Here is a 23,421-nt window from a genome sequence, read left to right as displayed (position 1 = left end):
CCCGTGCACTCCGAACAGAACGAAGCCAGACACCCCGGCAGCACCACTTCCCTCGATCAGGACGCGATGCGGACGGCGGCGCTGCGGATACCGAGGCAGAGCGCCTACCATTTCAGCGATACCACGACCATGTGGGAGTCGGATGATCTTGAGGACTCCCACTTCGTTCGCGGTTATGACTGAGTATTTATTCCGTTTGGTGTCTGGTTGCTTTTTTTGGTTTTATTTCATTCAGCACTGAAACAATAGTATGAATAAACCTACTACACCGTGCCGTGGCGAGGTTTGGGAAACATCCGAACGACAGACGGCGCTAACTGGTGAGCCGCCATTCTGTTCGTTGACGATGATGTGGTCGGCTGCTGTGGTTCGTTGCGGTTCCGCCACGGTGGGCGGATGGAGCAGCAGGAGACGTGTCGTGCCGCTCGAGTTCCTCTCGGATGAGCAGGCGTCGGCCTATGTCCGGTTCCGGGGTGAGTTCACGCGAGCTGAGCTGGAGCGCCCATTTCTCCTCGAGGACGTGGACCGGGAGTCGGTGACCTCGAAGCGCCGCGAGCACAACAAGTTGGGGTTTGCCATGCAGCTGGTCACGGTGCGCTATCTCGGTACATTCCTGGAGGACCGCTGGATGTGCCGGCTGTACTGGTGGACTACCTTGCCGAGCAGCTCGATGCCACCTAGTGTTCAGCTGTCGTACCGCCAGCACGGTCCCCGCGCTGTCGGTATCGGTTCCGAGGACGATGACCACGTGCTCGGCATCGGCGACCCTGACGTGGGCCAGGTGGTGTGCACTGGTGGCGTCGCCCCCTACGGCGGTGTAGCCAGCTGCGGCCGCGTCGGTGATGGCGTCCGCATCGTGATCGAGCACGATCGTCTCGTTGTGTTTCGACGATGCCGTGGTATCCAGCTGGGCACAGGCGTGTCGTGCGGATTCCCCGAAGCCCAGCAGCACCATCACGGCGGATCACCCCGACACCACGTCCCTGACGGGGTCAGTGTCGCCCCCGAGATCTCCCGTGCTTACCGCGCGACGGGGGTCGGGACAGAACGCGCGGCCGCACCGGGTTGGTGAGGTCTCAAGTGAGGTCGGCGAAACGTTCGACGTCGCGGTTGCGTCCGGAGGCGATGAGGATGTCGCCGTGGGCCAGCACGGTGTCCTGGGTGGCGTAGGTGAAGCCCTCGTTGGGGCGCTTGATGGCGACCACGGTGACGCCGCATTTGCTGCGGATCCTGCTCTCGCCAAGGGGCTGTCCCACGGCCATGGCCGGCACGCGGGTCTTGACCATGGCGTAGTCGTCCTGGAACTCGATGTAGTCCAGCATGCGCCCGGTGACCAGGTGTGCGACCCGTTCGCCCATGTCGTGTTCGGGCAGGACGACACGGGTCGCGCCGACGCGTTCGAGGATGCGGCCGTGCTGGCGGTTGGTCGCCTTGACCCAGATGTAGGGGATGTCGAAATCGGCCAGCAGCGAGGTGGTCAGGATGCTGGCTTCGAGATCATCGCCGATGGCCACCACGGCGCGGGGGGAACTCGGGCACGTCGAGCTGGCGCAGCGTCTCGGGGTCGGTGGTGTCGGCCACCGCGGCGTGGGTCACCTCGTCGGCGAACTGCTGCACCAGATGGGCCCGGGTATCGAGGGCGAGTACATCGGAACCGCGTTTTGTGAGTTCCAGGGCCAGGGAGCCGCCGAACCGGCCCAGACCGATCACGACCACGCGCGAGGGTGTTCCGGAGCGTAACGAGGCCGAGGTGTTAGCCGACAATGGGGCGCTCCTCCGGTAGGTCGTAGCGTTTGCCGCGTTCGCGCAACGCCAGCGCGGAGGCGACGGTGATGGGGCCGATGCGGCCGACGAACATCAGCACCACCAGGATGAGCTGGCCGGGCCGGGACAACTCGCCGGTGATGCCGGTGGACAGCCCGACGGTGCCGAACGCCGAGGTCGCCTCGAACAGCACCGCGTCGAGCTTGAACGAGCTCAACAGCAGCAGCGCCAGCGTCGCGACGAGCACCAGGCCCACCCCGGCCAGCACCACGGTCAGGGCTTGGCGGTGCACCTCCCGGGGGAGTTTGCGTCCGAGCACGTGCACGTGCGGTTCGCCGCGGGCCTCGGCCAGCATCACGAAACCCAGCAGGGCGAAGGTGGTGACCTTGATGCCACCCGCGGTGCCCGCGCTGCCGCCGCCGATGAACATGAGCACGTCGGTGACCAGCAGGCTCGCCGGCTGCATGGCACCGACATCGACGGTGTTGAACCCCGCTGTGCGGGGCGTGACCCCCTGGAAGAACCCGGCCAGCAGCCTACCCGGCGCCTCGTACTGGCCCAGCGTGGCCGGGTTGTTCCACTCGATACCGATCACGGCCACCACGCCGACGACGACCAGGGCGGCGTAAGCACCGAGGGTGATGCGCAGATGCAACGACCACCGGTGCTGTTGCCGCCGCGCATGCCGGCCCAGCTCGAACAACACCGGAAACCCGAGCCCGCCGAGCATGAAGGCGACCACGATCGGCAGGCAGATCCACGGATCGGTGGCGAAACCCACCAGGCTGTCGGAATACAGCGCGAACCCGGCGTTGTTGAACGCCGACACCGCGTGGAACACACCCAGATAGCTGGCCCTTCCGAGCGGTTCCCCGTAACCGGCCACCAAGCGCGCGGTCAACGCCAGTGCCGTGAGCGCCTCGACCACGAGGCTGATGGTGAGGACACCGAGCACGACACGGCGCACGGCGCCGATACCGAACGTCTTCGTTTCGGTCGCCGCGCTGCGCTGCATCCGCAGCCCCAGCCTGCGCGTGACCAGCAGCCCCAGCAGCGAGGCCAGCGTCATGATCCCGAACCCGCCGACCTGGATGAGCCCGAGAATGACCAGCTCACCGAACATCGACCAGTGCCCCGGCGTGTCGACCACGATCAGGCCGGTCACACAGATCGACGAGGTCGCGGTGAACAGCGCCGCAACCCAGCCCGTGGCCGTTCCCTCCTCGCTGGCCACCGGCAGCATCAACAGGATCGTGCCCACAGCGATCGCCAGAGCGAACCCCGATGCCACCACCCGCGCGGGCTTGCCGGCTACCCGCCTGATCACCGCCCGCGCCGACGGCACACGACTCGGCACCGATTGCTCCCGCACCCCGGTCCCTTCCGAATCCCGCGATACACCCGTCACGACACCAGGCGCAGAACCTACTCCCCTCGCCGCTCCAAGGCCCGCCGTGGGTGATCGACGTCATCACCGACCTCTCCCGTGCCTCCCTCGACGGTCAAGTCCATGAGGGGCACCTGTCCGAATAAGGATCCGCTTACGCACGTGTGTGACCGAAGTCGAGGCGTGTGGTCATGTCCAGGCGGAAGCGCCCGTAGGGGTTGATGTTGAACCAGAACAGCGGGCTCAGCGCCCTGCGTTCGGCCGGGCCGAGGAGTTCGTCCCAGCCGGGGCTGTGGAGTGCGTGTTGCAGTAGCAGGGTGTTGACGTGCACCGAAGCCGACTGGAGTAAGTACAAGGCGAGCACGGAGACTTCGGCGGACTCGTTCGGGAGCGGTGAGCTCGCTGTTTTTGCCGTAGAAGGGACCCCCGTTATCGGAATTCCCGTTCTCCACGACCTGCAATCCGCCGTGGATCTCACGACGCAGATCTTCGTCGACGAGGTAGTCGCAAGCGAAGATGGTCCGCACCGCCGGTTGAAGCTTAGCGCCGTCTGTCGTTCGGATGTTCCTCAAGCCCCGTGGCGAGCGCTCTCAAGTACGAATGGTCAGCCCACGTCCAGGAAACCGACGATGGTGGAGGCGAAAGCACCATTGCCCACCACCCCGAGGTGATCACCGGCGAGGGTGGACAGGGTGGCGTGCGGAAGTGCCGCGACGAGCCGTTCGGGATCTCGGGCCAAATGGTCCTCGGTACCCGCGATCAGCACGGTCGGGGCGTTGATCGCCTCCAACTCGATCGGTTCGTCGTGGACCGCCTCGGCCTGCGCCGCCAGTGAGGGAAGATCGGCGCCGGTGACCTCGGCGAACCTACGGAACTCCGCGGCCGGGCCGGTCAGGTTCGCGGGTTCATCGGTACGCAGTGCCGAAACCAGTGCCCCACCACCATCCAACGCGCCGGTGTCGACCCCTCCGAGCTCGACGACAGCCCCACCTACCCCACCCACCACCAAGCGCCGAACGCGACCATCACGACTGGCCGTGAGCAACGAAACGACCGCTCCCATCGAGTACCCGACCAGATCGACCTGGGGCAGCTCCAGAAGATCGAACAACGCCCGGTGGTCGCGGGACATGTTCCGCTCACCGAAGAAGGCGGGATCCTCGCTCAGCTGCGAACGACCGTGCCCACGTGCATCGACACCGATGACCCGGCGACCGGATTCGAGCAGCGCGTCGACCACACCCGGTCCCACCCAGTTCGACTCAGTGCTCGCCGCGAAACCGTGCTGCAGCACCACCGGAGGCAACCCCTCGGCGGCTACCCGTGGTTCCCAGGTGTGATACGCGATCTCGGCGCCGTCGAAAGCCGTGAAAATCGCCGTGTCCATACCGTTGTTCCTTGCGTTCAGCGGGCTGTGGTCGAGCACGATCACTGCCGGTGCCACACGACTGCCGAGACCGTACCGCCGCTCAGGGAAGGAGGACACCGCTCGCGATCATGCCGCATACCTCGAGCAACGGAGTCCGCGGCCAAGGGGAAGCTCGGAACGGCCGTGCGGATACGCCATCGGCGGCGGAAACACATGGCAGAACGCCCCTGATGAGTGATCTCGAACTCCGAGCCGAGGACCCCAGCTCCGAGGATGTACGAGCACTGCTGGATCGGCACCTGAGGTTCACCCGGGACCACAGCCCGGCCGAGGAGTGCTACGCGCTCGACGAGACCGCACTCGACGCGGAGAACGTCTCCCTCTTCGGCCTGCGCGACGGCTCCGAACTGTTGGCCATCGGGGCGCTCAAACGGATCGAATCGTTCCACCTGGAGCTCAAGTCGATGCACACTGCCGAGTCGGCCCGGGAACGCGGTGTGGGACGCGCGATGCTGCGGCAACTCGTGGCATGGGCCGACTCGAACGGCTACGCACGAATAAGCCTGGAGACCGGAAGCAACGCGGCCTTCACTCCCGCGCGCCTGCTGTACGAATCGGCCGGGTTCCGAACCTGTGAACCGTTCGGGGACCCTGTAACCGGCGCCAACAGTGTCCACATGACGCTTGAGCTCTGACTGCCTTTGTTGACTTAGGGCAGAGTCCTCTGATCTCCGCCGGTCTTGTTGTCTGTTTTGGTTCGTCGGTTTTTGTCGATTTATTTTAGCGAACACTGAAACAACAGATGCAATTTACAAAGCATGCGCTACGATCACGAGGCTACGCGCATCCCCTCTGGACTATGGCTGGACTCAGCCATGCAGGCTGGGGCGATAGATGAGCTCTTGGATGTGGCCGTCGAACGTCCGGTGCTCGAGCAGTTCGAGGTCGAAGTCTGCCGCGCCCCGGAAGATCGGGTCCAGGCCGGTTCGGCCGGTGATCACCGGGAACAGCGTCACCTGAACGCGGTCGACCAGACCGGCAGCCATCAGCGCCCGATTCATCGACAGGCTGCCGTGCGAGCGCAACGGCACCTCGGACTCCTCCTTGAGCCGAGTGACGACCTCGACGGCATCACCGTTGACAACTTTTCCGTCGGGCCAGTCGAGGGGGTCTTGCAGCGTACTCGACACGACCGTCGCCTGCAGGCTCCTCATCCGCGTAACCCACGGGTCACGCACATCGGAGTCCTCAGTGCTCGCGGCGAGCAGCTGCGTGAACGCCCGGTACGTGTTGGCCCCGAAGACCATCCGCTGCTCCTCGTTGTAGCGGGCGAGGCGGTGGTCGAGAAGCTCGGGGCCTTGCTTACCCCAGTAGCCGCTCCAGTTTCCGCCGGCGGCACCGAAGCCGTCGAGGCTGGAAAAAACGTCGAAGGTGTAAGTAGCGGGCATGAGGCTCTCCGAGAGTGCGGTCGATCGGATACGGGCAGACAGGCTGGGAGCCACGACGAGATTCCTCGCCGTTGAGTTTCCGGAGGTCCTCCTCCGGAGGTGGTTCCATGGCTTCGACCACGGCTTCGGCTCGCGGTGGCGGTAGCAAACTGCGGGCCTCCAGCAGGCCGTTGGATCCGGGTAGTTATGCCCCTGGAAGCGGTTGCGGGCCGCGTTGTAGTCACGGTCAGCAGTGTGGCCGCAGTGATCGCAGGTGAAGTTCCGCTCGGACAGGCACAGTTTGGCTTTCACCGCGCCGCGGTCTGAGCAGGTCTGGGGGCTGGGATACCAGCGGTCGGCCACCAGCCGGGTGGACAGCTTGTGCAGCGCGTCGCGGCGGGCGTTGGCGACCTGTGTGTGCTGCTGGGTCGTGCGCCACCGGTTTGAGGGCCGCCGCCCGGTACGACGGTCCGGCCCGCGCCGGCGATAGGCTGGGCGCTGCCGTCGGCGCAGTTTCCGCTGCGCCCGGTCGTCGTCCACTTCGGCGGTGTCGAGGACGACGATGCGGCGGGACTGGGCGGACAACGCGGCATCAAGGTATTCGACGCCGAAGCGGGCCAGCCGGTCGCGGTGTTCCACGACCAGCACGGTAACGGTCGGGCCCGACAACACCTTGCGGAGTTTCGGCCGGTTGCCGTTCAACTCGGACTCCGCTGCGGACGATTCGACCAGGATCGTGCCGGTGGCAAGCTGATACGCCCCCTCCAGCTCCCGCGCCCACTCCTTCAGCCTCACCGGAACATTTCAGCACAGAACAACACAGAACTACCTAAGAAGTCGAAGAATTGAAGAGTTCCGCAGTGCCGCCTCGGCTGCATAATGGACTTTCCCTTCCGCGCCTGCGCGGGGCCGAAACGACATGGCGAGGAGCGTGCATACCGTGGACCAGGAGAACGTGAGCGCCACCCTGACTCTCGACGTACCCACCGAGAAGGTGTTCGCAGTGCTGGCGGACCCGAGGACGCATCCTGCGATCGATGGCACCGGCTGGGTTCAGGAACCCGTCGACAGAGCGACACTGCGAGAGGTGGGACAGATCTTCCGGATGGACATGTATCACCCTGACGCTCAAGACGGTGACTACCAGGTGGCCAACAAGGTCCACGTACTCGACCCGCCGCGAGCCATTGGCTGGCTGACGGGTTACGACCCCAAGGGCGACGGTCACCTGGAGTTCGGGGGCTGGTTCTGGCGCTACGACCTTGTGCCGTCCGGACCGTCCGGGACCGAGGTCACGCTCACCTATGACTGGTCGGCGGTGCCGCAGTCCATCCGGGAATACCTCCGGTTCCCGCCGTTCGGCCCTGAGCACCTGACCAACTCCCTCCATCATCTAGCCCAGCTCCCGCACCGACGTCCCGAGGCTGACCCCTCGGCGGTTAGGAACTGTTGGGGGCGCTGACCGTTAGTTCGGCGGAGCCGAACCTCGCGACGCAGTGCCACACACGTTTGAGTGCCTGTTCGTCGTGGTGACCGGCACGCGAGGCGTCGCCGATGATCCGCGGGTCCAGACGGCCGTCCCGGGCCAGGGACACGCCGAGCCGCACGAACTCGGGGCCTCGATACTCGGGGTGGCCGTGCAGTTCGGCAGTGGGCAGGGTGAATCCACCGTGCCATTCGATCGGACAGGCCAGCCGACCGGCCGCGGTTTCCGTGGGGGTACCGCGATAGCAGGGGTCGAGCACCAATGCTTCGACATCCCGGTCGAAGTCGACCGCACCGTGCACGTGGGCCTCGACGTAGTCGTCGAGCGGATCCCTGCCGTCGGTCTCGGCCAGCGCGATCAGCTTCGAAATCCGCGAGGCGACACCGAAGTGGCGCGGTTCGAACACACTGTCCGGGTAGCAGAACGTGGTGCGGGCCAAGACGTGTCGGGCCAGTCGCAGGTGAGCCGAGCCGAAGCGTGGTGAGCCGCCGACCCGGCGGTGACGGAAGTTCAGCGAGCCGTACTTCGGCCGGTGAGCCGCCGGCGCCTCGTCGTAGACCCCGGCGAAGATCCGGCTCTCCCACCGCCAGCGGTCACCGCCGGGGTGCGCGGTCAGTCCCCCGTTGCTCGTCCCGGTCTCGAACTGCGACCGGTACACCCCGTCGTGGGCCATGCGCTCCAGGATCGGTACCCCGTCCACCAGTCGGTCGGGGTGGAAATGCAGCGTCACCCGCAACGAGGACTTTACCGGCTCGCCGGTGGCCAACGAGGTCACGTGGGCGATAGCACGAGCGGCTGGATCATGCATAACCGCAGAGTATCGACGAGCGGGAGGACACGGGCTCAATTCCCCGAAGTCCTCGTGGACGAGCAGCGGAGTTGGGGCACTGACGCGGTCCGTGCCGTCTCGTGGCAGGAATTTCGCACACATTCCCTTACCCGGTCCCGAGCACACCTCGAGCGTCGGAGCGGCTTGCTCAGTCCGAGTCGTTCCCGCCCATCTCGCGCAGCACACCCTCGATCCGGTCACGCACCGCGTGCACGGATGTCGAGGTGCGAACGACCCCGACAACGACCTCGTCGGTGTCGGCGGTCGACTCCGCAGCCGAGACACGAGTGTCGTCGGCCGTCACCCCGTGCAGCGCTTCCCGCAGGGCGGCACGCGCGTCGAACCCTCCCCCGCTCTTCAACCAACGGCGCAGCACGTGGTTGTGCGTGGCCACGACCGTGGCGGCGGTGACAGCGGCCCGCAGCTTCGCGTCGGCTCGTTCCGAGAATCTCCGCCGGAGATACCGGGCGAAGACCCGCTGGTAACCATCGATGCTGACGATCTCGCGGTCGCGCAGCGAGGGAACCTGCCTGGTCAGTTCGAAGCGCTTCAGCGAAACCTCGGGGTCTGCCAGGTACATGTCCAGCACCGTCTCCGCGGTACGGCACACCACCGTCATCGGCGGCTCGGAGTCACCAGCGTCGTCGAGCTCGCGTACGACTCCGGCGAGACGCTCCTCGTGGTCCGGGAACACCACTTCCTCCTTGGAGCGGAAGTGCCGGAAAAACGTGCGCCGCCCGACCCCCACAGCCGCCACGATGTCCTCGACGGTGGTCGACTCGTAGCCCTTGGCGGCGAACAGGTCGAGCGCGGCCACGGCCAGCGCACCACGCAGTTGACGGCGTCCGTCCGCCGTACGGCCCGCGCGCGGCTTGGACTCACCGGAGTTCCCCTCGGACATGCCGGAAATGTAGCAGGCCACGATTGCCGATGGCACCCAGTGCCGTTAATATCGCGATAACATGGCGCACCGTGGCACGCGATGCCAGTTTAGGGTGTGTTCCCAAGTCAGAAACAGCAGGAAGTCCGGCTACGGCCGTGGCACGTACCAGGAGGACTCTCTCGTGGATTCGAACTTCGACACCTACCAGCTCTCCGAAGAGCACGAAGCGCTCCGGGAAGCTGTCCGCTCGCTCTCGGAGAAGGAGATCGCACCCTACGCGGCGGAGTGCGACGAGCAGGAACGCTACCCGAGGGAGGCCTTCCACGCGCTGTCGAAGTCGGGGTTCGCCGGGGTTCACGTTCCGGAGGCCTACGGCGGGCAGGGAGCGGACTCCGTGGCCACCTGCATCGTCATCGAGGAAGTGGCCAGGGTCTGTGCCTCTTCCTCACTGATCCCGGCGGTGAACAAGCTCGGAACGATGCCGATCCTGCTGTCGGCCTCCGAGGAACTCAAGCACAAGGTGCTGCCGTCCATCGCGGCGGGTGAGCACACCGCATCCTACGCGCTTTCCGAGCGGGAGGCGGGCTCGGACGCGGCCGCGATGAAGACGCGGGCACGCCGGGACGGCAACGACTGGGTACTCAACGGCACCAAGTGCTGGATCACCAACGGTGGGGAGTCCAGTTGGTACACGGTCATGGCGGTCACCGATCCGGACAAGGGCCCGAACGGAATCAGCGCTTTCGTCGTCCACGCCGACGATCCGGGGTTCGAGGTCGGGGGCAAGGAGAAAAAACTCGGGATCAAGGGATCACCGACCGCCGAACTCCACTTCAACGACTGCACCATCCCGGAGGACCGCATCATCGGGGAGCCGGGCACCGGTTTCAAGACCGCGCTGCGGACCCTGGACCACACCCGCCCCACGATCGGGGCGCAGGCACTGGGGATCGCGCAGGGAGCGCTCGACGCCGCCGTGGACTACGTCAAGGAGCGCAAGCAGTTCGGGCAGGCCATCGCCGACTTCCAGGGCGTGCAGTTCATGCTCGCCGACATGGCGATGAAGATCGAGGCGGCACGACACATGATCTACGTCTCGGCGGCGCGTGCCGAACGTGAGGAGGGCAACCTCGGTTTCATCTCCGCCGCGGCCAAGTGCTACGCCTCGGACGTGGCCATGGAGGTCACCACCAACGCGGTGCAGCTGTTCGGCGGAGCGGGGTACACCCGCGACTTCCCGGTCGAACGCATGATGCGCGACGCCAAGATCACCCAGATCTACGAGGGAACCAACCAGATCCAGCGCATGGTGATGGCCCGCTCGCTGCTGAAGTGAGAATCACCGTGGAGCGGGATTCCGGCGATCCGTCGATCTCGTGTCCGGCGGTCGATGAGCGAGTCGACCGTCGGACCAAGCCGGCCTCGCCACACCCCACGAAACACGTATGGCCGAACTTCGGCCGCCATCTCGACCGCGGTGGACCGTAGACCTCGCCCGCACCGGGCGTTCCAGCCCCTGTTCGAGCCGGCCCCGGTGGTTTTGGTCCGGAATCAAGCGGGAGAGCTCAGGACGCAATCGACCGCGGTGTGCAGCGTCTCGGCCTCGGACCGCAGAATCGATTCCTCGGCCGGGAACGCCCGCTCGACCGACAGGCCATTGAGGACGGTGCAGAGAAACCTGGCGCGTCGAGTGTTGTCGCCGTCGGCGAGCGCGCCCTCCTCGACCAGGACGCTCAACCAGTACTCCACACGACGCTGACCCTCACGCTCCATTCCCAGGTACGCCGCGCGGATCTCGTCGGTCTGCTCGGGGACGAGGAATGTCCGGAAGACCGTGAGCCAGGCCTGCCGTGCCTGTTCGCCGACCGTGGGGGTCAGCACGAGCCGCAGGCAGTCGATCAGCCGTTCCCTGGCCGGGACGGTCCGGTCGTGGATCCGGTCGTCCGAGACCACCTCGTCGTAGACGCGTGCGAGCACCGCGTCCTGCAACGCACGCTGCGTCGGAAAGTGATGGCGGAGCGAGCCGGTGCTGACACCGGCCCGCTCCGCCACCGCGCGCACGCTGAGCCGTGCCCCCGCGTCCTCACCGAGCATCACCGCGCCCGCCGCGATGATCCTGTCCCTTGAACTCATGTTCTGCTCGTCCGCTGTCACTGTTCAACCTCCTCCGACACACTGTACTAGCACGCTGTGCTAGCGTGACTTCGGTAGACCAACACGGTGTGTTGGAGCATCCCACCAAGAGGACTCGAGAGGTGTTCGTGTTCAAGGAGTGGCGACGTCGACGTGCCGCGAGACGTGTGCGCGAGGGTGACGGTCGAGCACTGCAACGCTTCCGCTGGTGGCAGCTGCCGGGGCGCGCTCTGTTCCGAGTCCGTCTGCCGCGCCCCGCAGGAGCTCACGTGGACTACGCGGTCGACGTGCGGCACTGGCAGAACCAGGGTTCCGGGGAGGTCGAGGCGCAGCTCTACCTCGACGATCGGCAGTACGCCGTCTCGAAGCTCCCTGCCGCGTTTCCCGTCGAGGGCGGCACGATCGAGGTGGCGATGAGCGGTTTCGGGATCAAGCGCTGTCACTACGTGAGCGCCGACGGCACCGAGAGACAACTCGTCCCCGACCCCCGATCGGCAGAAGGACGCCGAGCACGCCTGGCCCGAAAACATCCCGTGATCAGCCGCGGTATCGGTCTCCTCTCGCTGGTCCTGCTCCTGATCGGCGCCTTCCTGCTCCTCCTGCAGATCGCCGAACCGGTTTCGCAGATCCCACCCGTAGCCCAGCGCTTCGGAAGCTTCGAATCCCCGATCCGACCGCCGCTGTGGCTCAACCTCACGCTCGGCGTCTCGGCCGCGGTAGCCGGCACGGAACGAGCCCTCCGCCTGCGATACCACTGGCTGCTCGACGGTGCGGCGAACTGATCTCGAAGCGCCGCCCTCTCTCGCCGACCACAAACTCCCCAGGAGCGCGCGATGCCTACTCGTCCCCTCGACACCTCCACTCCGGCGCCGATCGACACATCCCGGCCGTTCGGCGCCCATCTCCGGATGAACTGGTGGAAACCCCTGGTGATCGTCGCGTTGCTACCGGTGGCCATGGTCCTGCTGCAGATCGTGTTCTACTACGTGGCTGCGATGATCGAGGGCAGGGACGATCCGCTCACGAACGAGATGACGCCACTGACGCTTCTGGCGAACAACCTGAGCGTAGCGGTGACAGGCTTGTTGGCCGTGTCATTCGTGGCACGGCTCGCCGAGGTGCCCTGGCGCAGCCTCCTGAGCTCCTCGCGACGGCTGGACTCCCGACGTTGGAGAGTGTATTCCGGCAGCTCCACTCTGCTGGTCGCCGCGGGTGTCGCACTGGTGGCGCTCGTCGCTCCGGCCGACACCGGCTGGACCGGTTTCGGGATCACCAGTACCACGGGGGCGCTTCTCCTCGTCATCGTGCTGACCACGCCGCTGCAGGCCGCCGGTGAGGAACTCATCTTCCGAGGCACGATGCTGCCTGCGATCGCGTCCTGGGTGCCAGCAACACGTTGGGCACTGCTCACCGGGCTGGTGGGGTCGAGCCTCGTGTTCGCGCTCATCCACGGCTCGGCCGATCCGTGGCTGTTGGGTTATTTCACCGTCGTCGGTGTCTGTACTGGCCTGATGGCGGTGCTCAGCCGGGGTCTCGAAGCGCCGATCGCGTTCCACGTCTGCAACAACGTCGTGGTCACGCTGCTCAATTCGCTGTTCGCCGACGGTGGCACGTCCGCGTACGAAAGATCGGTGGGTGCGGGTGGACCGTCCTACCTGATCCTCGCCGCGGTCAATCTGGCAGTGGTCGGCCTGGTGTGGCTATACGAACGTGGCTGGTATCGCCCGGGCAGCTGGACGGACATGTCCTCGTGATGCACCGTGAGCCGCGGTGGTGCGATTCGTCGATTTCTCGTGGAGCCTCTCGGTATCGGTGCGTGAGTTCGTCCAGCAGCTCCAGAGCTTCGAGACCGGACCGCACTAACCACGGCTGAGCTGCGCGTCGACGAACTCGTCGACCTCCTGGTGGATGCGGCTCAGCCCCCAGGCCCAGCCCCACCGCTCCATCCCGGACAGTTCACCGGTTCCTCCGAGAAACCGGGCGCGCACCTCCTGGGACCAGAATCGCTCGCTCGGGCCGAACTCCAGCACCACCCAGTTTCCCAGCTTCTCGGGGGCGAGTGCCTCACCACCGCCGCGGCTCACCCGCCCGGGGCGATAACGACTCCAGCCGCTGGAGGGGCCCGCCAACCGCGCGAAGCCGTAGAACAACCCGCGCAACTCCCCCACCGCGCAATCCACCCCGGCGCGGCGCCAACTGTCCAATACCCGCACCTCTGCCGGAAGATCTTCGGAAAACACCGGAGAACCGCCCATCACACCTCCCCTGTCGAGCCGGCACGACTCCCCCGGACAGGTCAGTATGCGCCCGAAAGGCCAGGCTCGCACCGGAAGTTTTCCACCGGAATCATGTGGTTGAGCGTTTTCGAACCCGCGGTCGGGGCAGTGCTTCGTTACCGTTTAACCAACCGGATTCGGCGGGGTCTGAGCAGCCGTATTTCAGCCAGGGGGAACTTCCGTGGTCGAGCAGCGCCAGCGTCCGACACGCGCGCGAACGCCGTCGCTGGGCAGCGCCAGCGGCGCCATGGCCGTGGCCACCATGGCCAGCAGGATCAGCGGCCTGTTCGCCAAGGTGTTGCTGGTGTGGGTGCTCGGCCTGGGAATGATCAACGACTCCTACACCGTGGCCAACACCCTGCCCACCGTGGTCAACGAGTTGCTCCTCGGGGGAGTGCTCACGAGCGTGGCCGTGCCACTGCTGGTGAGCGCGCGGCAGAACAGCGAGGAGGAGGGCGAGTCCTACGCGCAGTGGATGATCACGATGGGTGTGATCCTGCTGGTGGCGGCAACGACACTGGCAGTGCTGGGGGCTCCGCTGCTGACCGAGCTGTATCTCGGCTCGCACACCCGCGCCAACAGCGAGTTGACCACGGCCTTCGCCTATCTGCTACTTCCTGGGATCGTGTTCTACGGCCTGTCGGCGCTGCTGATGGCCATCCTCAACGTGCGCCAGGTGTTCGGCCCACCCGCGTGGGCGCCGGTGATGAACAACCTGGTGATCACCGCCACGGTGAGCCTGTACGCGGTGACTCCCGGCGAGATCTCGGCCGATCCGGTGCGGATGGGACAGGCGAAGCTGTTGATCCTGGGGCTGGGCACGATGCTCGGGATCGCGACGCAGAGCGCGGTGATGGTGCTCTCGCTGCGTCGAACCGGGTTCCGGTTCCGCTGGCGGTGGGGCTGGGACCGGCGACTGGCGGAGTTCGGTTCGCTCGCGGGCTGGGTGGTGCTCTACACCGTGATCAGCCAGATCGGCATGATCGTGACCATCCGAGTGGCCGGGCAGGGCACGTCGGGCAGTGTGGCGACGTTCCACTACGCGTGGCTGCTCTCGCAGGTTCCCTACGGGGTGCTGGGGGTCTCACTGCTGCAGGCGCTGATGCCGCGAATCAGCCGTTCGATAGCGGAGGGGGACACCGAGGGTTTCGTCCGCGACGTGGGGTTGGGATCGCGGTTGAGCGCGATCCTGCTGATGCCGGTGAGCGCGTTCATGCTCACGGCGGGATCCGGTATCGGGGTGGCGTTCTTCTCGCTCGGTCAGGGCAGTGTCGGTGCCGCGGACCGGCTCGGGGTCACGCTCGGCGTGGCAGCGGCCGGAATCGTGCCGTTCTCGATCACGATGCTGCAGCTGCGGGCGTTCTACGCGATGAAGGACGCCCGAACACCGATGCTGATCAACGTGATCATGGTCGTGTTCCGCACCGCCGTGTGCTACACGCTGCTGATGTGGTTGGATCCGCGCGACCTGGTGATCGGCGTGACCCTGGCCATGTCGTTGAGCTTTCTCGTGGGCGCCGCGGTGGGCCAGTGGTGGTTGCACACCCGACTCGGACGGATACAGACCGGACGAACTCTGGTCGGTATCGGGTGGGCCCTGCTGGCCTCGGCGGTGGGATGCGGATGCGCGTTCGCCGTCTGGCACTGGCTGGGAGGGAGTCTGCACGGATTCGGTGACGTGGCCACGGCCTGGGTGGGCCTGGGGGTACGCGGCACGCTCGTGCTCGGCCTCGGCTTCGGGCTGATGCTGTTGTTGCCGATACCGGAGATGACCATCGTCCGACAACGACTACGTGGACTGCTGAACCGGGTGTGACCTGCGGAGCGACTCCCAAGAGCTGATCAAGGGGTTGCCTGGACCATGCCTGCCCGTATCCGTGGCCGAGGTCCCGGCGCGCGACGCCATGTCGACCTTCGGAATGCGCTCGCCGACGGATCGAATCGGTCCAGTTCCGAACACCGTGCGTGTCACCTACCGCCACATGGTCACCACGGGGCCTATGCCGCCGCGATCGCCAGTGCGGGGTTACTGGTAAGCAGCCGCAACGGACCGATGGTGGGGATCATGGGCGGGGCACGGCCGTGCCGATGGGCCGGCCACGCTCGTCCCGCTCGGGCTGGCCGGGTGCGCCTTCCTTCCCTCGTCCGCAACAGGTCGACATCGCGCGACGTCCACGCCGAGCAGGGACCCGTCAACGTCGGCTGACCCCGGTGGAATCGTGTTCCGCGGTCAGCGCGCAGCCTGCCGAGCTGTCCGGACGGCACGGCGCGAGCGGTCACCCGGCGGCTCGCGCCCGTTCGGTCCGCAGCTCGGTGAGTTCCGGGAAGGGAGCAAGTTCGGGCAACGACTCCCCTACCGCCCAGGACAGCATCGTGTCCGCCAACGCCGGATTCCGCGCCAGCGCCGGGCCGTGCAAATAGGTGCACACCACGCGCCCGCTGACGGCCCCCTCGGTGTCCTCGGAACCGTTGCCGATGCCGTGCAGCACACGCCCCAGCGGGCGGGCCGCCGGACCGACCGTGCTCCTGCCGAGGTGGTTCTCGAAGCCGGTGAGCAGCCCCAGACCGTCTTCCTCGGAGCGCGTGCTGAGTTCACCGATGGCCCGGTTCGGACCGGGCGCGGTGGAGATGTCGATGAGTCCCAGTCCGTGCTGGGTAGCGCCGTCACCGGTGGTGAAGCTGGTGCCCAGCACCTGCAACCCGCCACAGACCCCGAACACGACCGCCCCCGCGTCCACGGCCCGCCGCAGAGCGTCACCGCGTGCCAGGAAGTTCACCGCGGCCTGTTGCGCGACGTCCTCACCCCCACCGAGCAGATAGATGTCGCAGGAGTCGGGCAGGGTCTCGGCCGAGGACAACACGGTCACGATCTCGGCGCGATAACCTCTCCAGCGCAGTCGTTGCGCGAGTACCAGGGCGTTGCCGCGGTCCCCGTAGGTGCCGAGCAGGTCGGGCACCACGAGTGCGATGCGGATCGCCGAATCCTCGATCAATGTTGTTGCCTCTTCGCGAACAGATCCCGGAAAGCGGTGTAGTTGGCGATGATCTCGACCGAGTCGGCCGAGCTCCCGATGGTGACACTGTGCAGTGCTCGCTGCACGTTCGTGGCGATTTCGCACTTCACTTCGGCGTAACGCAGTCGCACCGCCAGATCCAGCGCGCGCTCCCCCGTGACGACGACGTTCCTGCCCACCAACCGTTCGAACTCGATGTCCCACAACCAGGAGACGTCGTGTCCGTCGGCCTGCCTGCTGTTGACGACCAGGATCAGCGGGCGATCGTTCTCGGCCACCAGGTCGAGCATCTCGAGCCAGCTGGCCGGGTTCTTCGCCAGCAGCAGCCGCACGTCGTGTCCGGCCATGCTCGTGTGCTCGTATCGCCCGCTTGCATCACGCAGTCGACGGATGTGGTCGAGCGCCTCGGTACGCGGTATGTCCAACGCCGTGGTGGCCGCGAGCGCGAAAGTGGCGTTGACCCGATTGACCTGGCCGGGCAGCGGTAGGGACAGCCGCTCGCTCGTGCCGTCCGGGGCGGTGAGCCCACCCACATCGACCTTCCAGTCGGCGTTGGGCCTGCGCAACCCGCACACGCACTCCCATGCCTCGTCGAGTTCGCCGAGGAAGGCACCACACCTGGGGCAGTTGAGCGCGTCGTGCTTCCAGCGGCAGCCGCCCGATACCCAGGTCACGTGGGGATGGTCGGCCGCTACCGAGACGATGTTGGGATCGTCGGCGTTGGCGACCACCCGTGCGCCCGGCGCCTGCCGCAGCGCGCGACGCAGGCTGGCCTCCACGCTGCGAATCTCCCCGACACGGTCGAGCTGGTCACGGCTGAGGTTGAGCAGCAGAATCACCGAGGGCTGGAATCGGTCGGTCAGCTGGGCCAGGTGCAGCTCGTCGACCTCCAAGGCGGCGTAGGGGGCTCGTGGCTCGGCCATCAGGGCGGCGACGTGGCCGTCGAGCATGTTGGCCCCGGTGGCGTTGCTGACCGAGGCCCCACCGGCGCGCAGTGCCTGCGCGACCATGTGGGTGGTGGTGGTCTTGCCGTTGGTTCCGGTGATCACCACGATTCGTTTGTCCACCACCAGCCGAGTGAGCAGATCCGGTTGCAGGGCCAGGGCCACTCGGCCGCCGATGATGCCGCCGCTTCCCAGACGCAGGCTCCTGGATGCGCTCGTGGCGAGTCTTCCCGCAGCCAGCGCCGTGCCGGTGCGTACTCGGGAGAGAACATCCGCCCGCCGCGCACCCCGTGCGGAGACCACTCGCCAACGCTGTCCGGACTCCGACGGAGACGGTGCCTCCTGGGGCGGTGGACCCGTGGGTTGGCTTCGCTCGCTCCGGCGGGTCGTGTTCGTCATCGACCGGTCCTTTCCTCGACGCGGCTGACTGCGGGCAGCACCGTGATCCGATGGCGGGACGGGCTTCGTGACTTCGTCTCACTGTCCTCGTCAGCGCGATCGTTCGCCACTGATCGGGTGAGGAAGAACCGGAGGCCGGAAAACGCGGCCAGTGTCGTTCCCACAGCGACGGCAGCGACCCCGACCCATTCCCGGGGTAAGGCGACGGCCAGCTGTAGTGGCCCCGCGAGCCAGGGCAACTGTTCTGCGAACATGATTCATCGTGTCCGTTTTCGCGCGCTCACACCTATTACGGGCGGCTTCGGAGTCAGCTCTCGCACACTTTCCGAATCCGTTTCGGAGATCGTTTCGATCTCACCACTGGAGAACTCTCGACCACAGTTTACTCCGAATCGCCGACACCTGGAGTCGACACTCATTCCTGTCACATATAACCCCCGAAAGAATGACACCACACAACACAGCAACCGCACGTGAGCAGAACATGAAAACCAGCAGTTTGCTGTTCGCATTCAACGGGTGATCGCGCCACCGTTCCAACTTTCCGGAACATCTCGAAATAACCCCCAGTAGCAGAAACCGAACAACGGTTCAACACGGACACGAACACCTGAATGATATCCACTTGACTCGAACGAGTGAGTGAAACACGCTGAAACCATCGGCGAGAAAATCCACTGGAGAGCGGCCGGATCGCCGCGTGCGCATCAGCATGCCGAGGAGGCACCGATGGAAATGATCGTGCTGCTGTTGCTGTCGGGTTTCGTCGCGCTGGGAATCGGGTGGACGGTTTGGGACATCCACATCGACAGGCGCAGGTAACGACTCCCCGCGAAACCGATCACGTCGGTGGGGGCTCGGCGAATCTCCCCTGAAGCATTCCCGTAGCCTGACCGACCTCGATGAGGTAACCGTCGGGGTCACGCAGGTAACAGCGCAACTCGGCCCCACGATCCACCGGAGGTGTCAGGAATTCGGCGCCGTTGGCGCTCCATTCACGATAAACGGCCCAGATGTCGGCGACGCGTATGTTGAGGAAGCAGGACACCGGATCCCCCTCTGCCGGGGGACGCAACGTGGTCTCCGGCTTGTCGGGAGTGGGGCCACCTCCGGGATTCATGATCAGCCAGCTGTTGGCCACACGCAACGTACACGGGTTCTCCTCGAGTATCACCCGGCCGCCGACGACGTCCCGGTAGAAGGCACGCGACCGGCTCACGTCGCGGACCGTGAGAAAATGGGTCAGCAGCATTCCCTCGCTCGGCGCCGGGAACTCCTGGACACTCATAGTCACCTCATTCGTTCCCTGAGTTCGGTATCGAAAGTCAGGCAGTGCGGGAAACCTGAATCACCGCGGTGCAGCTCGTCGTTTCGGGTCGTCCTCCAACTCCCGGCGATCCCAGCCACCGCATTCGGCGGCGGCTTCATAGGTGGTGCGCAGGAACTCCGTCAGGAGCCGATCCGGCGAGGACGCGGTTCGGACCTCCTCGTAGGGCAACAGGAACTCGCCCTGCTCGTAATAGGCCCCCGCCGGACCGACCGGGTACCGGTCGAATCCCGGTGGCTCCGGGTAAGCGTAGGAGTAGAACGCGCCCTCGGCGCCTCCACCCGGCCAGAATCCGCAGCTGCTGAGCTCGTGCGAATACCCCTCGACCATGACCCAGTCACCACAGTTGGGCGCCCCACCCGGATGGCGAGGTGCCGCACGCCCGGAGAAACGGGTCACGGCCAGATCCATAGCTCCCCAGAAGAGGTGCACCGGGCTCACCTTGCCGATGAAACTCGACCGGAAATCACTGAAGACCCGGTGGGCACCCAACAACTGGCGCCAGAACAACCACGCCTTTTCCGGCTCGTAGGAGGCGTGCTCGGTGTCGGTGTCGAAAGGCAGGGCCCGCACGACCTCGTTCGGTGTGCGGCTCACCGTGAGCCGTATTCCCAGCTCGTCCAGCGCCGCCATCGTCTCGTGGTAGAAATCGGCAACGGTCCTGGGGATGAGAGCGATCTCGCGTCGCCCACCGTCACTGCGGCGGATCAGCAACCGGTGCTCGTGGAAGTCGAACTCCATGTCGAACACCTCGTCGTGGTACGGGATCGAGCCGGTGCTCAGACCGCGAGCCGAGACGTAGAGCGGCACCTGCCACCAGTGGTTGATCATCGGTTCGCAGGCCAGTTTGATCTTCCCGACCAGCTGTAACCACATGTGCAAGGTCTCACGGGTGTCGTTCCAGTCGTCGACCCGCAGTTCGGGCCATCGCAGTCCCCGTTCGGTTTCCGTGTTCGAACCGGCCATCGCCTCCCCCTGAAAACGGCCCTCCGGCCCGCATGCGGTTCGTTCGAAGCGCCCGCGGGGCGTGCGAACGCCCCAGGAACCCGGGACACGGCTCCGGCTCGGGTCCCCCGTGTCCTCCGTCCCGAGACCTTCCGATGACTCACCTCGTACGCTCCACCGGCGGCGGAGTGAACGTGATCTCCTCGTCCGGTGAGGGAACTCTGAGCGTGGGCAGCACCTGCTCGATCTCGGCCCTGGACGGTTCCAGCCAGGGAGGCAACTTCAGTGCCCTGCCCAACTCCAGCAACGGCTCGTCGATGGTGAAACCCGGCGGGTCGGTGGCGATCTCGAACAGCACCCCGCCGGGTTCGCGGAAGTAGATGGAGTGGAAGTACCGCCGGTCCAGCACCGGCGTCACGTCCAGTCCCTGATCCAGCAGTGTGTTCCGCCAGTCGACCTGTTCGGCATCGTCAGGGACCCGCCAGGCGATGTGGTGCACCGTTCCGGCGGCGACCATGCCCAGCGGTGCTTCCGGACTGCACAGCACGTCCACCATCGCCCCGGAACCACCTGACCCCGTGACGAACCGGAACCGCGCCCCGGACTCCTCCACCAACCGAAAACCCATTGTTTCGGTCAACAGTTCAGCGGTGTGCTCATGCCCTATTTCCGTCACGGTGACCGAGTGAAGTCCCCGGATGGCGTATTCCGGTGGAATGGGACCGTCCTCCCACGGCGCGCGGGAGTCCGCCTCCGGGTGGCCCACCAGCTCGACCAGCAGCCCGTCCGGATCGGCGACCGTGAGGGTTTCCTCACTGGACCGGGTGGTGGGCGCCCCCACGTTCACCTCGAGCCCGTCGAGATGCTGCTGCCACCACCCCAGCGAGTGCTGCGGCACGGAGAAGGCGACGGTGGTGGTCTGCCCCGCCCCGCGCCGCCCGCGAGGCGCGCTCGGCCACGGGAAAAAGGTGATCAGTGTCCCCGGTTGGCCCGACTCACCCCCGAAGTACAGGTGGTAGGTGTCCGGGGCATCGAAGTTGACGGTGCGTTTGACCAGGCGCAGCCCCAGCGCGGTGCGGTAGAAGTCCGCGTTACGCTGCGGATCCGTAGCGATCGCGGTCACATGGTGTAATCCGCTGGGCGTACTCGGCATGGTGTCCGCCTCCCTCGCTGGCGGCCCGCCGCGGCCGTCGGAGCGGAGTCCAGCGGCGGGACGGCTGTGACTGCCCGTCCCATCCTCCGGTATCTCAGTCGGTCTCGCAGCGCAATCCGGATTACCGGGCAGGCCGGAACCACACGGGAGCTCATTCCTCCACCTGGCGAGCCTCCCGCTGCGGCACCACCGTGTAGTAGGGATCGCGGGCGGACTCCCGCCCGGCTTCGAACACTCCGTAGCGAGTGGCGATCGAGGCTGCCGTACCGCAGAGACCGGCCAGAATCGCCGCGCTCGTGCCGCGCCGGGCGAACACGGCACCGACAGCGCACCCCGTTGCCATGATCCGGGCCGCCCGTAGCGTGCTTCCCGCCCGACCCGAGCGGTACACCTCGGCGATTCTGCCCGCCCGGTGTTCCAGCACGCGGCTCGCCACGAGTTCACCGAGGGAGCCCACCAGGGCCATGCGCCGCGCGGGCCCGGCCTCCGCGCGTGGCGCCAACATCGTTCCCAGCGAGCCTGCCGCCGAGACCGAGCTGAAGGCGAACACGAAGGGAAGTTCACGGCGCGTCTCGTGCCATCCCGGCACCGCCGTGTCCGCGAGCAGCACAGCGGTGTAGGTCGTCATGGCCGGGGCCAGCAAGGCCGCACACCACGCTGCCGCGTTGCCGAGCGGACGGGCGACCTCGGTGAACTCGAAGACAGCGGCCGCGCCGCTGAGCGCGGAGAACGGGGCGAGGATCCAGGATCCCACGCTCAACGGCGAGGTGGGTTTGAACACGCGCAACATGTTCAAAAACCGCAACGGCCGACCGAGATCGTGAATGAGCGCCAGCACGCTGGCGCCGGAACCTCCCGCCACGCAGAGCAGCCCGACCCGGCGCAGCCGGGAATACCCACGCAGCTGGGCGAGTGCCCCCATGACGGACGAGGCGCCCGCCATGCCTCCCAGATAGAGGTAGGCGGGCACGTCGGGAACCTTCCAGGTCGGTTCCTTGATGATCGGTCTGCCGTAGTAGGACCGGAAGGTCGCCCGTTCCCCGTCGGCCTCCTCGGCGGCGCCTGCTCCCGTCGCCCCGGCGGGTTCGTTTCCGGTCAACGCCGTCCTCCCAGGAAACAGCTCGCGATGGTCACGGCCGCCGTGGCGGCCGCGGCCAGGGCGTAGCAGGCCATGGCGGGCAGATCCCTGGTGGTGACCACCGGATCGGGTGGCAGCCCGTACACTTCGGGTTCGTCCAGCAGCAGGAAGAAGGCTCCGTCACCTCCCACACCGTCGGTGGGGTCCTGCCCGTAGAGCCGGGCCTCGGTGATTCCCTGCTCGTGCAGCTGTTCGAGGCGTTGCTCGGCCCGCTCCCGCAACTGGTCGAGCGGACCGTACTGGATGGACTCGGTGGGACAGGCGGTGGCACAGGCCGGGGTCATTCCCGAGCCGAGTCGGTCCTGGCACAGGGTGCACTTGAACGCGCCGCCGTTCTCGGGATGGATGTCGATCACTCCGTAGGGACAGGCCGGGACGCAGTAACCACATCCGTTGCACACGTCGTCCTGCACCACGACCGTGCCGTACTCGCTGCGGATCAACGCTCCCGTCGGACACACGTCCAGGCAGGCGGCGTGCGTGCAGTGCTTGCAGACGTCGGAGGACATCAGCCACCGCACCTCGGAGCCCGCGACCTCTTCCGTGGCCGTTTCCGGGGGCCCCATCCCGGGCATTCCGATATCCACGCGGGCGCGCGTGGAGAGGTCGATGCGCTGTTCGACGAATGCCACGTGCCGCCAGGTGGTGGCTCCGAGGTCGGTGGTGTTGTCGTAGGACATGCCGGTAAGTTCCAGCCCGTCCTCTTCCAGCAGGTTCCACTCCTTGCAGGCGACCTCGCAGGCCTTGCACCCGATGCACACGCTGGTGTCGGTGAAAAACCCCATCCGATCGGGATGCTGCTCCGAATAGCCCGCCTCGGCGCTGGGATCTGCCAACGGGCCGCTGAGTCGGTTACCGTTCGAGGACCCCACCGCTGGTTCCGGTGCCGTTTCCCGGGCGTGCTCGCCGGTTCGCATCGAGCGTTCGAGCTCGAAGAGCGGGTGCTC

22 protein-coding genes and 6 pseudogenes are annotated in these 23,421 nt (G+C 66.2%); 8 read left to right on the top strand and 20 right to left on the bottom strand.

Going from position 1 to position 23,421, the window contains the following annotated elements:
• The first annotated feature begins 3 nt into the window (after positions 1-3).
• Positions 4-183: a hypothetical protein gene (locus tag BLR41_RS06065; RefSeq protein WP_092627000.1), complete on the top strand. Its 180-nt coding sequence runs from the start codon at positions 4-6 to the stop codon at positions 181-183.
• Positions 184-250: 67 nt separating this feature from the next.
• Positions 251-562, top strand: a pseudogene (locus tag BLR41_RS23970) (DUF4158 domain-containing protein); the annotation flags it as partial.
• 168 nt (positions 563-730) lie between these two features.
• Here the strand turns inward: BLR41_RS23970 and BLR41_RS23965 are convergent.
• From BLR41_RS23965 to BLR41_RS06040, 5 genes and pseudogenes are all read right to left on the bottom strand, one after another.
• Positions 731-955 (bottom strand): annotated as a pseudogene (locus tag BLR41_RS23965) (NAD-binding protein); the annotation flags it as partial.
• A gap of 121 nt (positions 956-1,076) precedes the next feature.
• Positions 1,077-1,716, bottom strand: a pseudogene (locus tag BLR41_RS23630) (potassium channel family protein).
• 37 nt (positions 1,717-1,753) lie between these two features.
• Positions 1,754-3,121: a TrkH family potassium uptake protein gene (locus tag BLR41_RS06050; RefSeq protein ID WP_245693926.1), complete on the bottom strand. Its 1,368-nt coding sequence runs from the start codon at positions 3,119-3,121 to the stop codon at positions 1,754-1,756.
• A 184-nt stretch (positions 3,122-3,305) separates the two neighbouring features.
• Positions 3,306-3,678: pseudogene (locus BLR41_RS23365) on the bottom strand (Tn3 family transposase).
• Between the two features lie 77 nt (positions 3,679-3,755).
• The gene (locus tag BLR41_RS06040; protein ID WP_092627218.1) at positions 3,756-4,538 is read right to left on the bottom strand and encodes an alpha/beta fold hydrolase; all 783 of its coding nucleotides are present in this window, start codon (positions 4,536-4,538) and stop codon (positions 3,756-3,758) included.
• Between the two features lie 212 nt (positions 4,539-4,750).
• On the opposite strand from BLR41_RS06040, the gene BLR41_RS06035 reads away from it, so the two are divergent.
• Positions 4,751-5,215: a GNAT family N-acetyltransferase gene (locus BLR41_RS06035; RefSeq protein ID WP_092626997.1), complete on the top strand. Its 465-nt coding sequence runs from the start codon at positions 4,751-4,753 to the stop codon at positions 5,213-5,215.
• Positions 5,216-5,389: 174 nt separating this feature from the next.
• On the opposite strand, the gene BLR41_RS23800 is transcribed toward BLR41_RS06035, so the two are convergent.
• The 3 genes and pseudogenes from BLR41_RS23800 to BLR41_RS23355 all read right to left on the bottom strand — a co-directional run.
• Positions 5,390-5,968: a dihydrofolate reductase family protein gene (locus tag BLR41_RS23800; protein ID WP_143013019.1), complete on the bottom strand. Its 579-nt coding sequence runs from the start codon at positions 5,966-5,968 to the stop codon at positions 5,390-5,392.
• A gap of 213 nt (positions 5,969-6,181) precedes the next feature.
• Positions 6,182-6,310, bottom strand: a pseudogene (locus BLR41_RS23795) (zinc ribbon domain-containing protein); the annotation flags it as partial.
• A 165-nt stretch (positions 6,311-6,475) separates the two neighbouring features.
• Positions 6,476-6,739: pseudogene (locus tag BLR41_RS23355) on the bottom strand (IS607 family transposase); the annotation flags it as partial.
• Between the two features lie 148 nt (positions 6,740-6,887).
• On the opposite strand from BLR41_RS23355, the gene BLR41_RS06025 reads away from it, so the two are divergent.
• Complete coding sequence (locus tag BLR41_RS06025; protein ID WP_218119943.1) at positions 6,888-7,409, top strand: SRPBCC domain-containing protein; 522 nt, start codon at positions 6,888-6,890, stop codon at positions 7,407-7,409.
• Here the strand turns inward: BLR41_RS06025 and BLR41_RS06020 are convergent.
• Together BLR41_RS06020 and BLR41_RS06015 are read right to left on the bottom strand one after the other, a co-directional pair.
• The gene (locus BLR41_RS06020; protein ID WP_176797841.1) at positions 7,387-8,241 is read right to left on the bottom strand and encodes a DUF3626 domain-containing protein; all 855 of its coding nucleotides are present in this window, start codon (positions 8,239-8,241) and stop codon (positions 7,387-7,389) included. The two genes, BLR41_RS06025 and BLR41_RS06020, sit on opposite strands and share 23 nt — an antisense overlap.
• Before the next feature lie 169 nt (positions 8,242-8,410).
• Positions 8,411-9,163, bottom strand: coding sequence for a TetR family transcriptional regulator (locus BLR41_RS06015; protein WP_092627215.1), 753 nt, complete (start codon positions 9,161-9,163; stop codon positions 8,411-8,413).
• Between the two features lie 163 nt (positions 9,164-9,326).
• On the opposite strand from BLR41_RS06015, the gene BLR41_RS06010 reads away from it, so the two are divergent.
• Positions 9,327-10,481 (top strand): acyl-CoA dehydrogenase, encoded by a 1,155-nt coding sequence (locus BLR41_RS06010; RefSeq protein ID WP_092626995.1) that lies wholly within the window; start codon positions 9,327-9,329, stop codon positions 10,479-10,481.
• 215 nt (positions 10,482-10,696) lie between these two features.
• Here BLR41_RS06010 and BLR41_RS06005 read toward each other — a convergent pair whose 3' ends face one another.
• Positions 10,697-11,278, bottom strand: coding sequence for a TetR/AcrR family transcriptional regulator (locus BLR41_RS06005; RefSeq protein WP_176797840.1), 582 nt, complete (start codon positions 11,276-11,278; stop codon positions 10,697-10,699).
• Between the two features lie 128 nt (positions 11,279-11,406).
• Here BLR41_RS06005 and BLR41_RS06000 point away from each other — a divergent pair, with 128 nt between their 5' ends.
• Positions 11,407-12,060, top strand: coding sequence for a hypothetical protein (locus tag BLR41_RS06000; protein WP_092627214.1), 654 nt, complete (start codon positions 11,407-11,409; stop codon positions 12,058-12,060).
• Between the two features lie 51 nt (positions 12,061-12,111).
• Positions 12,112-13,032: a CPBP family intramembrane glutamic endopeptidase gene (locus tag BLR41_RS05995; RefSeq protein ID WP_218119941.1), complete on the top strand. Its 921-nt coding sequence runs from the start codon at positions 12,112-12,114 to the stop codon at positions 13,030-13,032.
• Positions 13,033-13,137: 105 nt separating this feature from the next.
• Here BLR41_RS05995 and BLR41_RS05990 read toward each other — a convergent pair whose 3' ends face one another.
• Positions 13,138-13,491, bottom strand: a complete 354-nt coding sequence (locus BLR41_RS05990; protein WP_245693955.1) for a hypothetical protein — start codon at positions 13,489-13,491, stop codon at positions 13,138-13,140.
• 244 nt (positions 13,492-13,735) lie between these two features.
• Here BLR41_RS05990 and murJ point away from each other — a divergent pair, with 244 nt between their 5' ends.
• Positions 13,736-15,370, top strand: a complete 1,635-nt coding sequence (murJ, locus tag BLR41_RS05985; RefSeq protein ID WP_092626991.1) for a murein biosynthesis integral membrane protein MurJ — start codon at positions 13,736-13,738, stop codon at positions 15,368-15,370.
• Between the two features lie 460 nt (positions 15,371-15,830).
• Here murJ and BLR41_RS05980 read toward each other — a convergent pair whose 3' ends face one another.
• From BLR41_RS05980 to BLR41_RS05940, 8 genes are all read right to left on the bottom strand, one after another.
• Complete coding sequence (locus BLR41_RS05980) at positions 15,831-16,544, bottom strand: glutamine amidotransferase (RefSeq protein ID WP_092627213.1); 714 nt, start codon at positions 16,542-16,544, stop codon at positions 15,831-15,833.
• Positions 16,544-17,911 carry a MurT ligase domain-containing protein gene (locus tag BLR41_RS05975; RefSeq protein ID WP_092626990.1) on the bottom strand — a complete coding sequence of 456 codons (1,368 nt, stop codon included), beginning with the start codon at positions 17,909-17,911 and terminating at the stop codon, positions 16,544-16,546. Before BLR41_RS05975 ends, BLR41_RS05980 begins: the two co-directional genes overlap by 1 nt.
• A complete protein-coding gene (locus tag BLR41_RS05970; RefSeq protein ID WP_092626989.1) occupies positions 17,908-18,165 on the bottom strand; it encodes a hypothetical protein in 258 nt (85 codons plus the stop codon). The genes BLR41_RS05975 and BLR41_RS05970 overlap by 4 nt, the downstream gene beginning before the upstream one ends.
• Positions 18,166-18,752: 587 nt before the next feature.
• The gene (locus BLR41_RS05960) at positions 18,753-19,199 is read right to left on the bottom strand and encodes a VOC family protein (protein WP_092626987.1); all 447 of its coding nucleotides are present in this window, start codon (positions 19,197-19,199) and stop codon (positions 18,753-18,755) included.
• A 60-nt stretch (positions 19,200-19,259) separates the two neighbouring features.
• Positions 19,260-20,204, bottom strand: a complete 945-nt coding sequence (locus BLR41_RS05955; protein WP_092626986.1) for a DUF5996 family protein — start codon at positions 20,202-20,204, stop codon at positions 19,260-19,262.
• 139 nt (positions 20,205-20,343) lie between these two features.
• Complete coding sequence (locus tag BLR41_RS05950) at positions 20,344-21,336, bottom strand: ring-cleaving dioxygenase (protein ID WP_092626985.1); 993 nt, start codon at positions 21,334-21,336, stop codon at positions 20,344-20,346.
• 151 nt (positions 21,337-21,487) lie between these two features.
• Positions 21,488-22,435, bottom strand: coding sequence for an NrfD/PsrC family molybdoenzyme membrane anchor subunit (nrfD, locus tag BLR41_RS05945; RefSeq protein WP_143013012.1), 948 nt, complete (start codon positions 22,433-22,435; stop codon positions 21,488-21,490).
• Complete coding sequence (locus tag BLR41_RS05940; RefSeq protein ID WP_092627211.1) at positions 22,432-23,391, bottom strand: 4Fe-4S dicluster domain-containing protein; 960 nt, start codon at positions 23,389-23,391, stop codon at positions 22,432-22,434. Before BLR41_RS05940 ends, nrfD begins: the two co-directional genes overlap by 4 nt.
• Between the last annotated feature and the right edge of the window lie 30 nt (positions 23,392-23,421).

The sequence above is a fragment of the Actinopolyspora mzabensis genome (genome assembly GCF_900101095.1).
Classification (GTDB): domain Bacteria; phylum Actinomycetota; class Actinomycetes; order Mycobacteriales; family Pseudonocardiaceae; genus Actinopolyspora; species Actinopolyspora mzabensis.
The sequence above is the reverse complement of the archived record's forward strand: the minus strand, read 5'-3'. Positions and strand labels throughout refer to the sequence as shown.

What these genes read in the sequence shown, in the direction of transcription:
- BLR41_RS05950 (WP_092626985.1), bottom strand. Translation starts at nt 21,336, where the DNA reads ATGCCGAGTACGCCCAGCGGATTACACCATGTGACCGCGATCGCTACG.
- BLR41_RS05995 (WP_218119941.1), top strand. Translation starts at nt 12,112, where the DNA reads ATGCCTACTCGTCCCCTCGACACCTCCACTCCGGCGCCGATCGACACA.
- BLR41_RS06040 (WP_092627218.1), bottom strand. Translation starts at nt 4,538, where the DNA reads ATGGACACGGCGATTTTCACGGCTTTCGACGGCGCCGAGATCGCGTAT.
- BLR41_RS05955 (WP_092626986.1), bottom strand. Translation starts at nt 20,204, where the DNA reads ATGGCCGGTTCGAACACGGAAACCGAACGGGGACTGCGATGGCCCGAA.
- BLR41_RS23800 (WP_143013019.1), bottom strand. Translation starts at nt 5,968, where the DNA reads ATGCCCGCTACTTACACCTTCGACGTTTTTTCCAGCCTCGACGGCTTC.
- BLR41_RS05940 (WP_092627211.1), bottom strand. Translation starts at nt 23,391, where the DNA reads ATGCGAACCGGCGAGCACGCCCGGGAAACGGCACCGGAACCAGCGGTG.
- BLR41_RS06020 (WP_176797841.1), bottom strand. Translation starts at nt 8,241, where the DNA reads ATGCATGATCCAGCCGCTCGTGCTATCGCCCACGTGACCTCGTTGGCC.
- BLR41_RS06005 (WP_176797840.1), bottom strand. Translation starts at nt 11,278, where the DNA reads ATGAGTTCAAGGGACAGGATCATCGCGGCGGGCGCGGTGATGCTCGGT.
- BLR41_RS06035 (WP_092626997.1), top strand. Translation starts at nt 4,751, where the DNA reads ATGAGTGATCTCGAACTCCGAGCCGAGGACCCCAGCTCCGAGGATGTA.
- BLR41_RS05975 (WP_092626990.1), bottom strand. Translation starts at nt 17,911, where the DNA reads ATGACGAACACGACCCGCCGGAGCGAGCGAAGCCAACCCACGGGTCCA.
- BLR41_RS05960 (WP_092626987.1), bottom strand. Translation starts at nt 19,199, where the DNA reads ATGAGTGTCCAGGAGTTCCCGGCGCCGAGCGAGGGAATGCTGCTGACC.
- BLR41_RS06015 (WP_092627215.1), bottom strand. Translation starts at nt 9,163, where the DNA reads ATGTCCGAGGGGAACTCCGGTGAGTCCAAGCCGCGCGCGGGCCGTACG.
- BLR41_RS05970 (WP_092626989.1), bottom strand. Translation starts at nt 18,165, where the DNA reads ATGTTCGCAGAACAGTTGCCCTGGCTCGCGGGGCCACTACAGCTGGCC.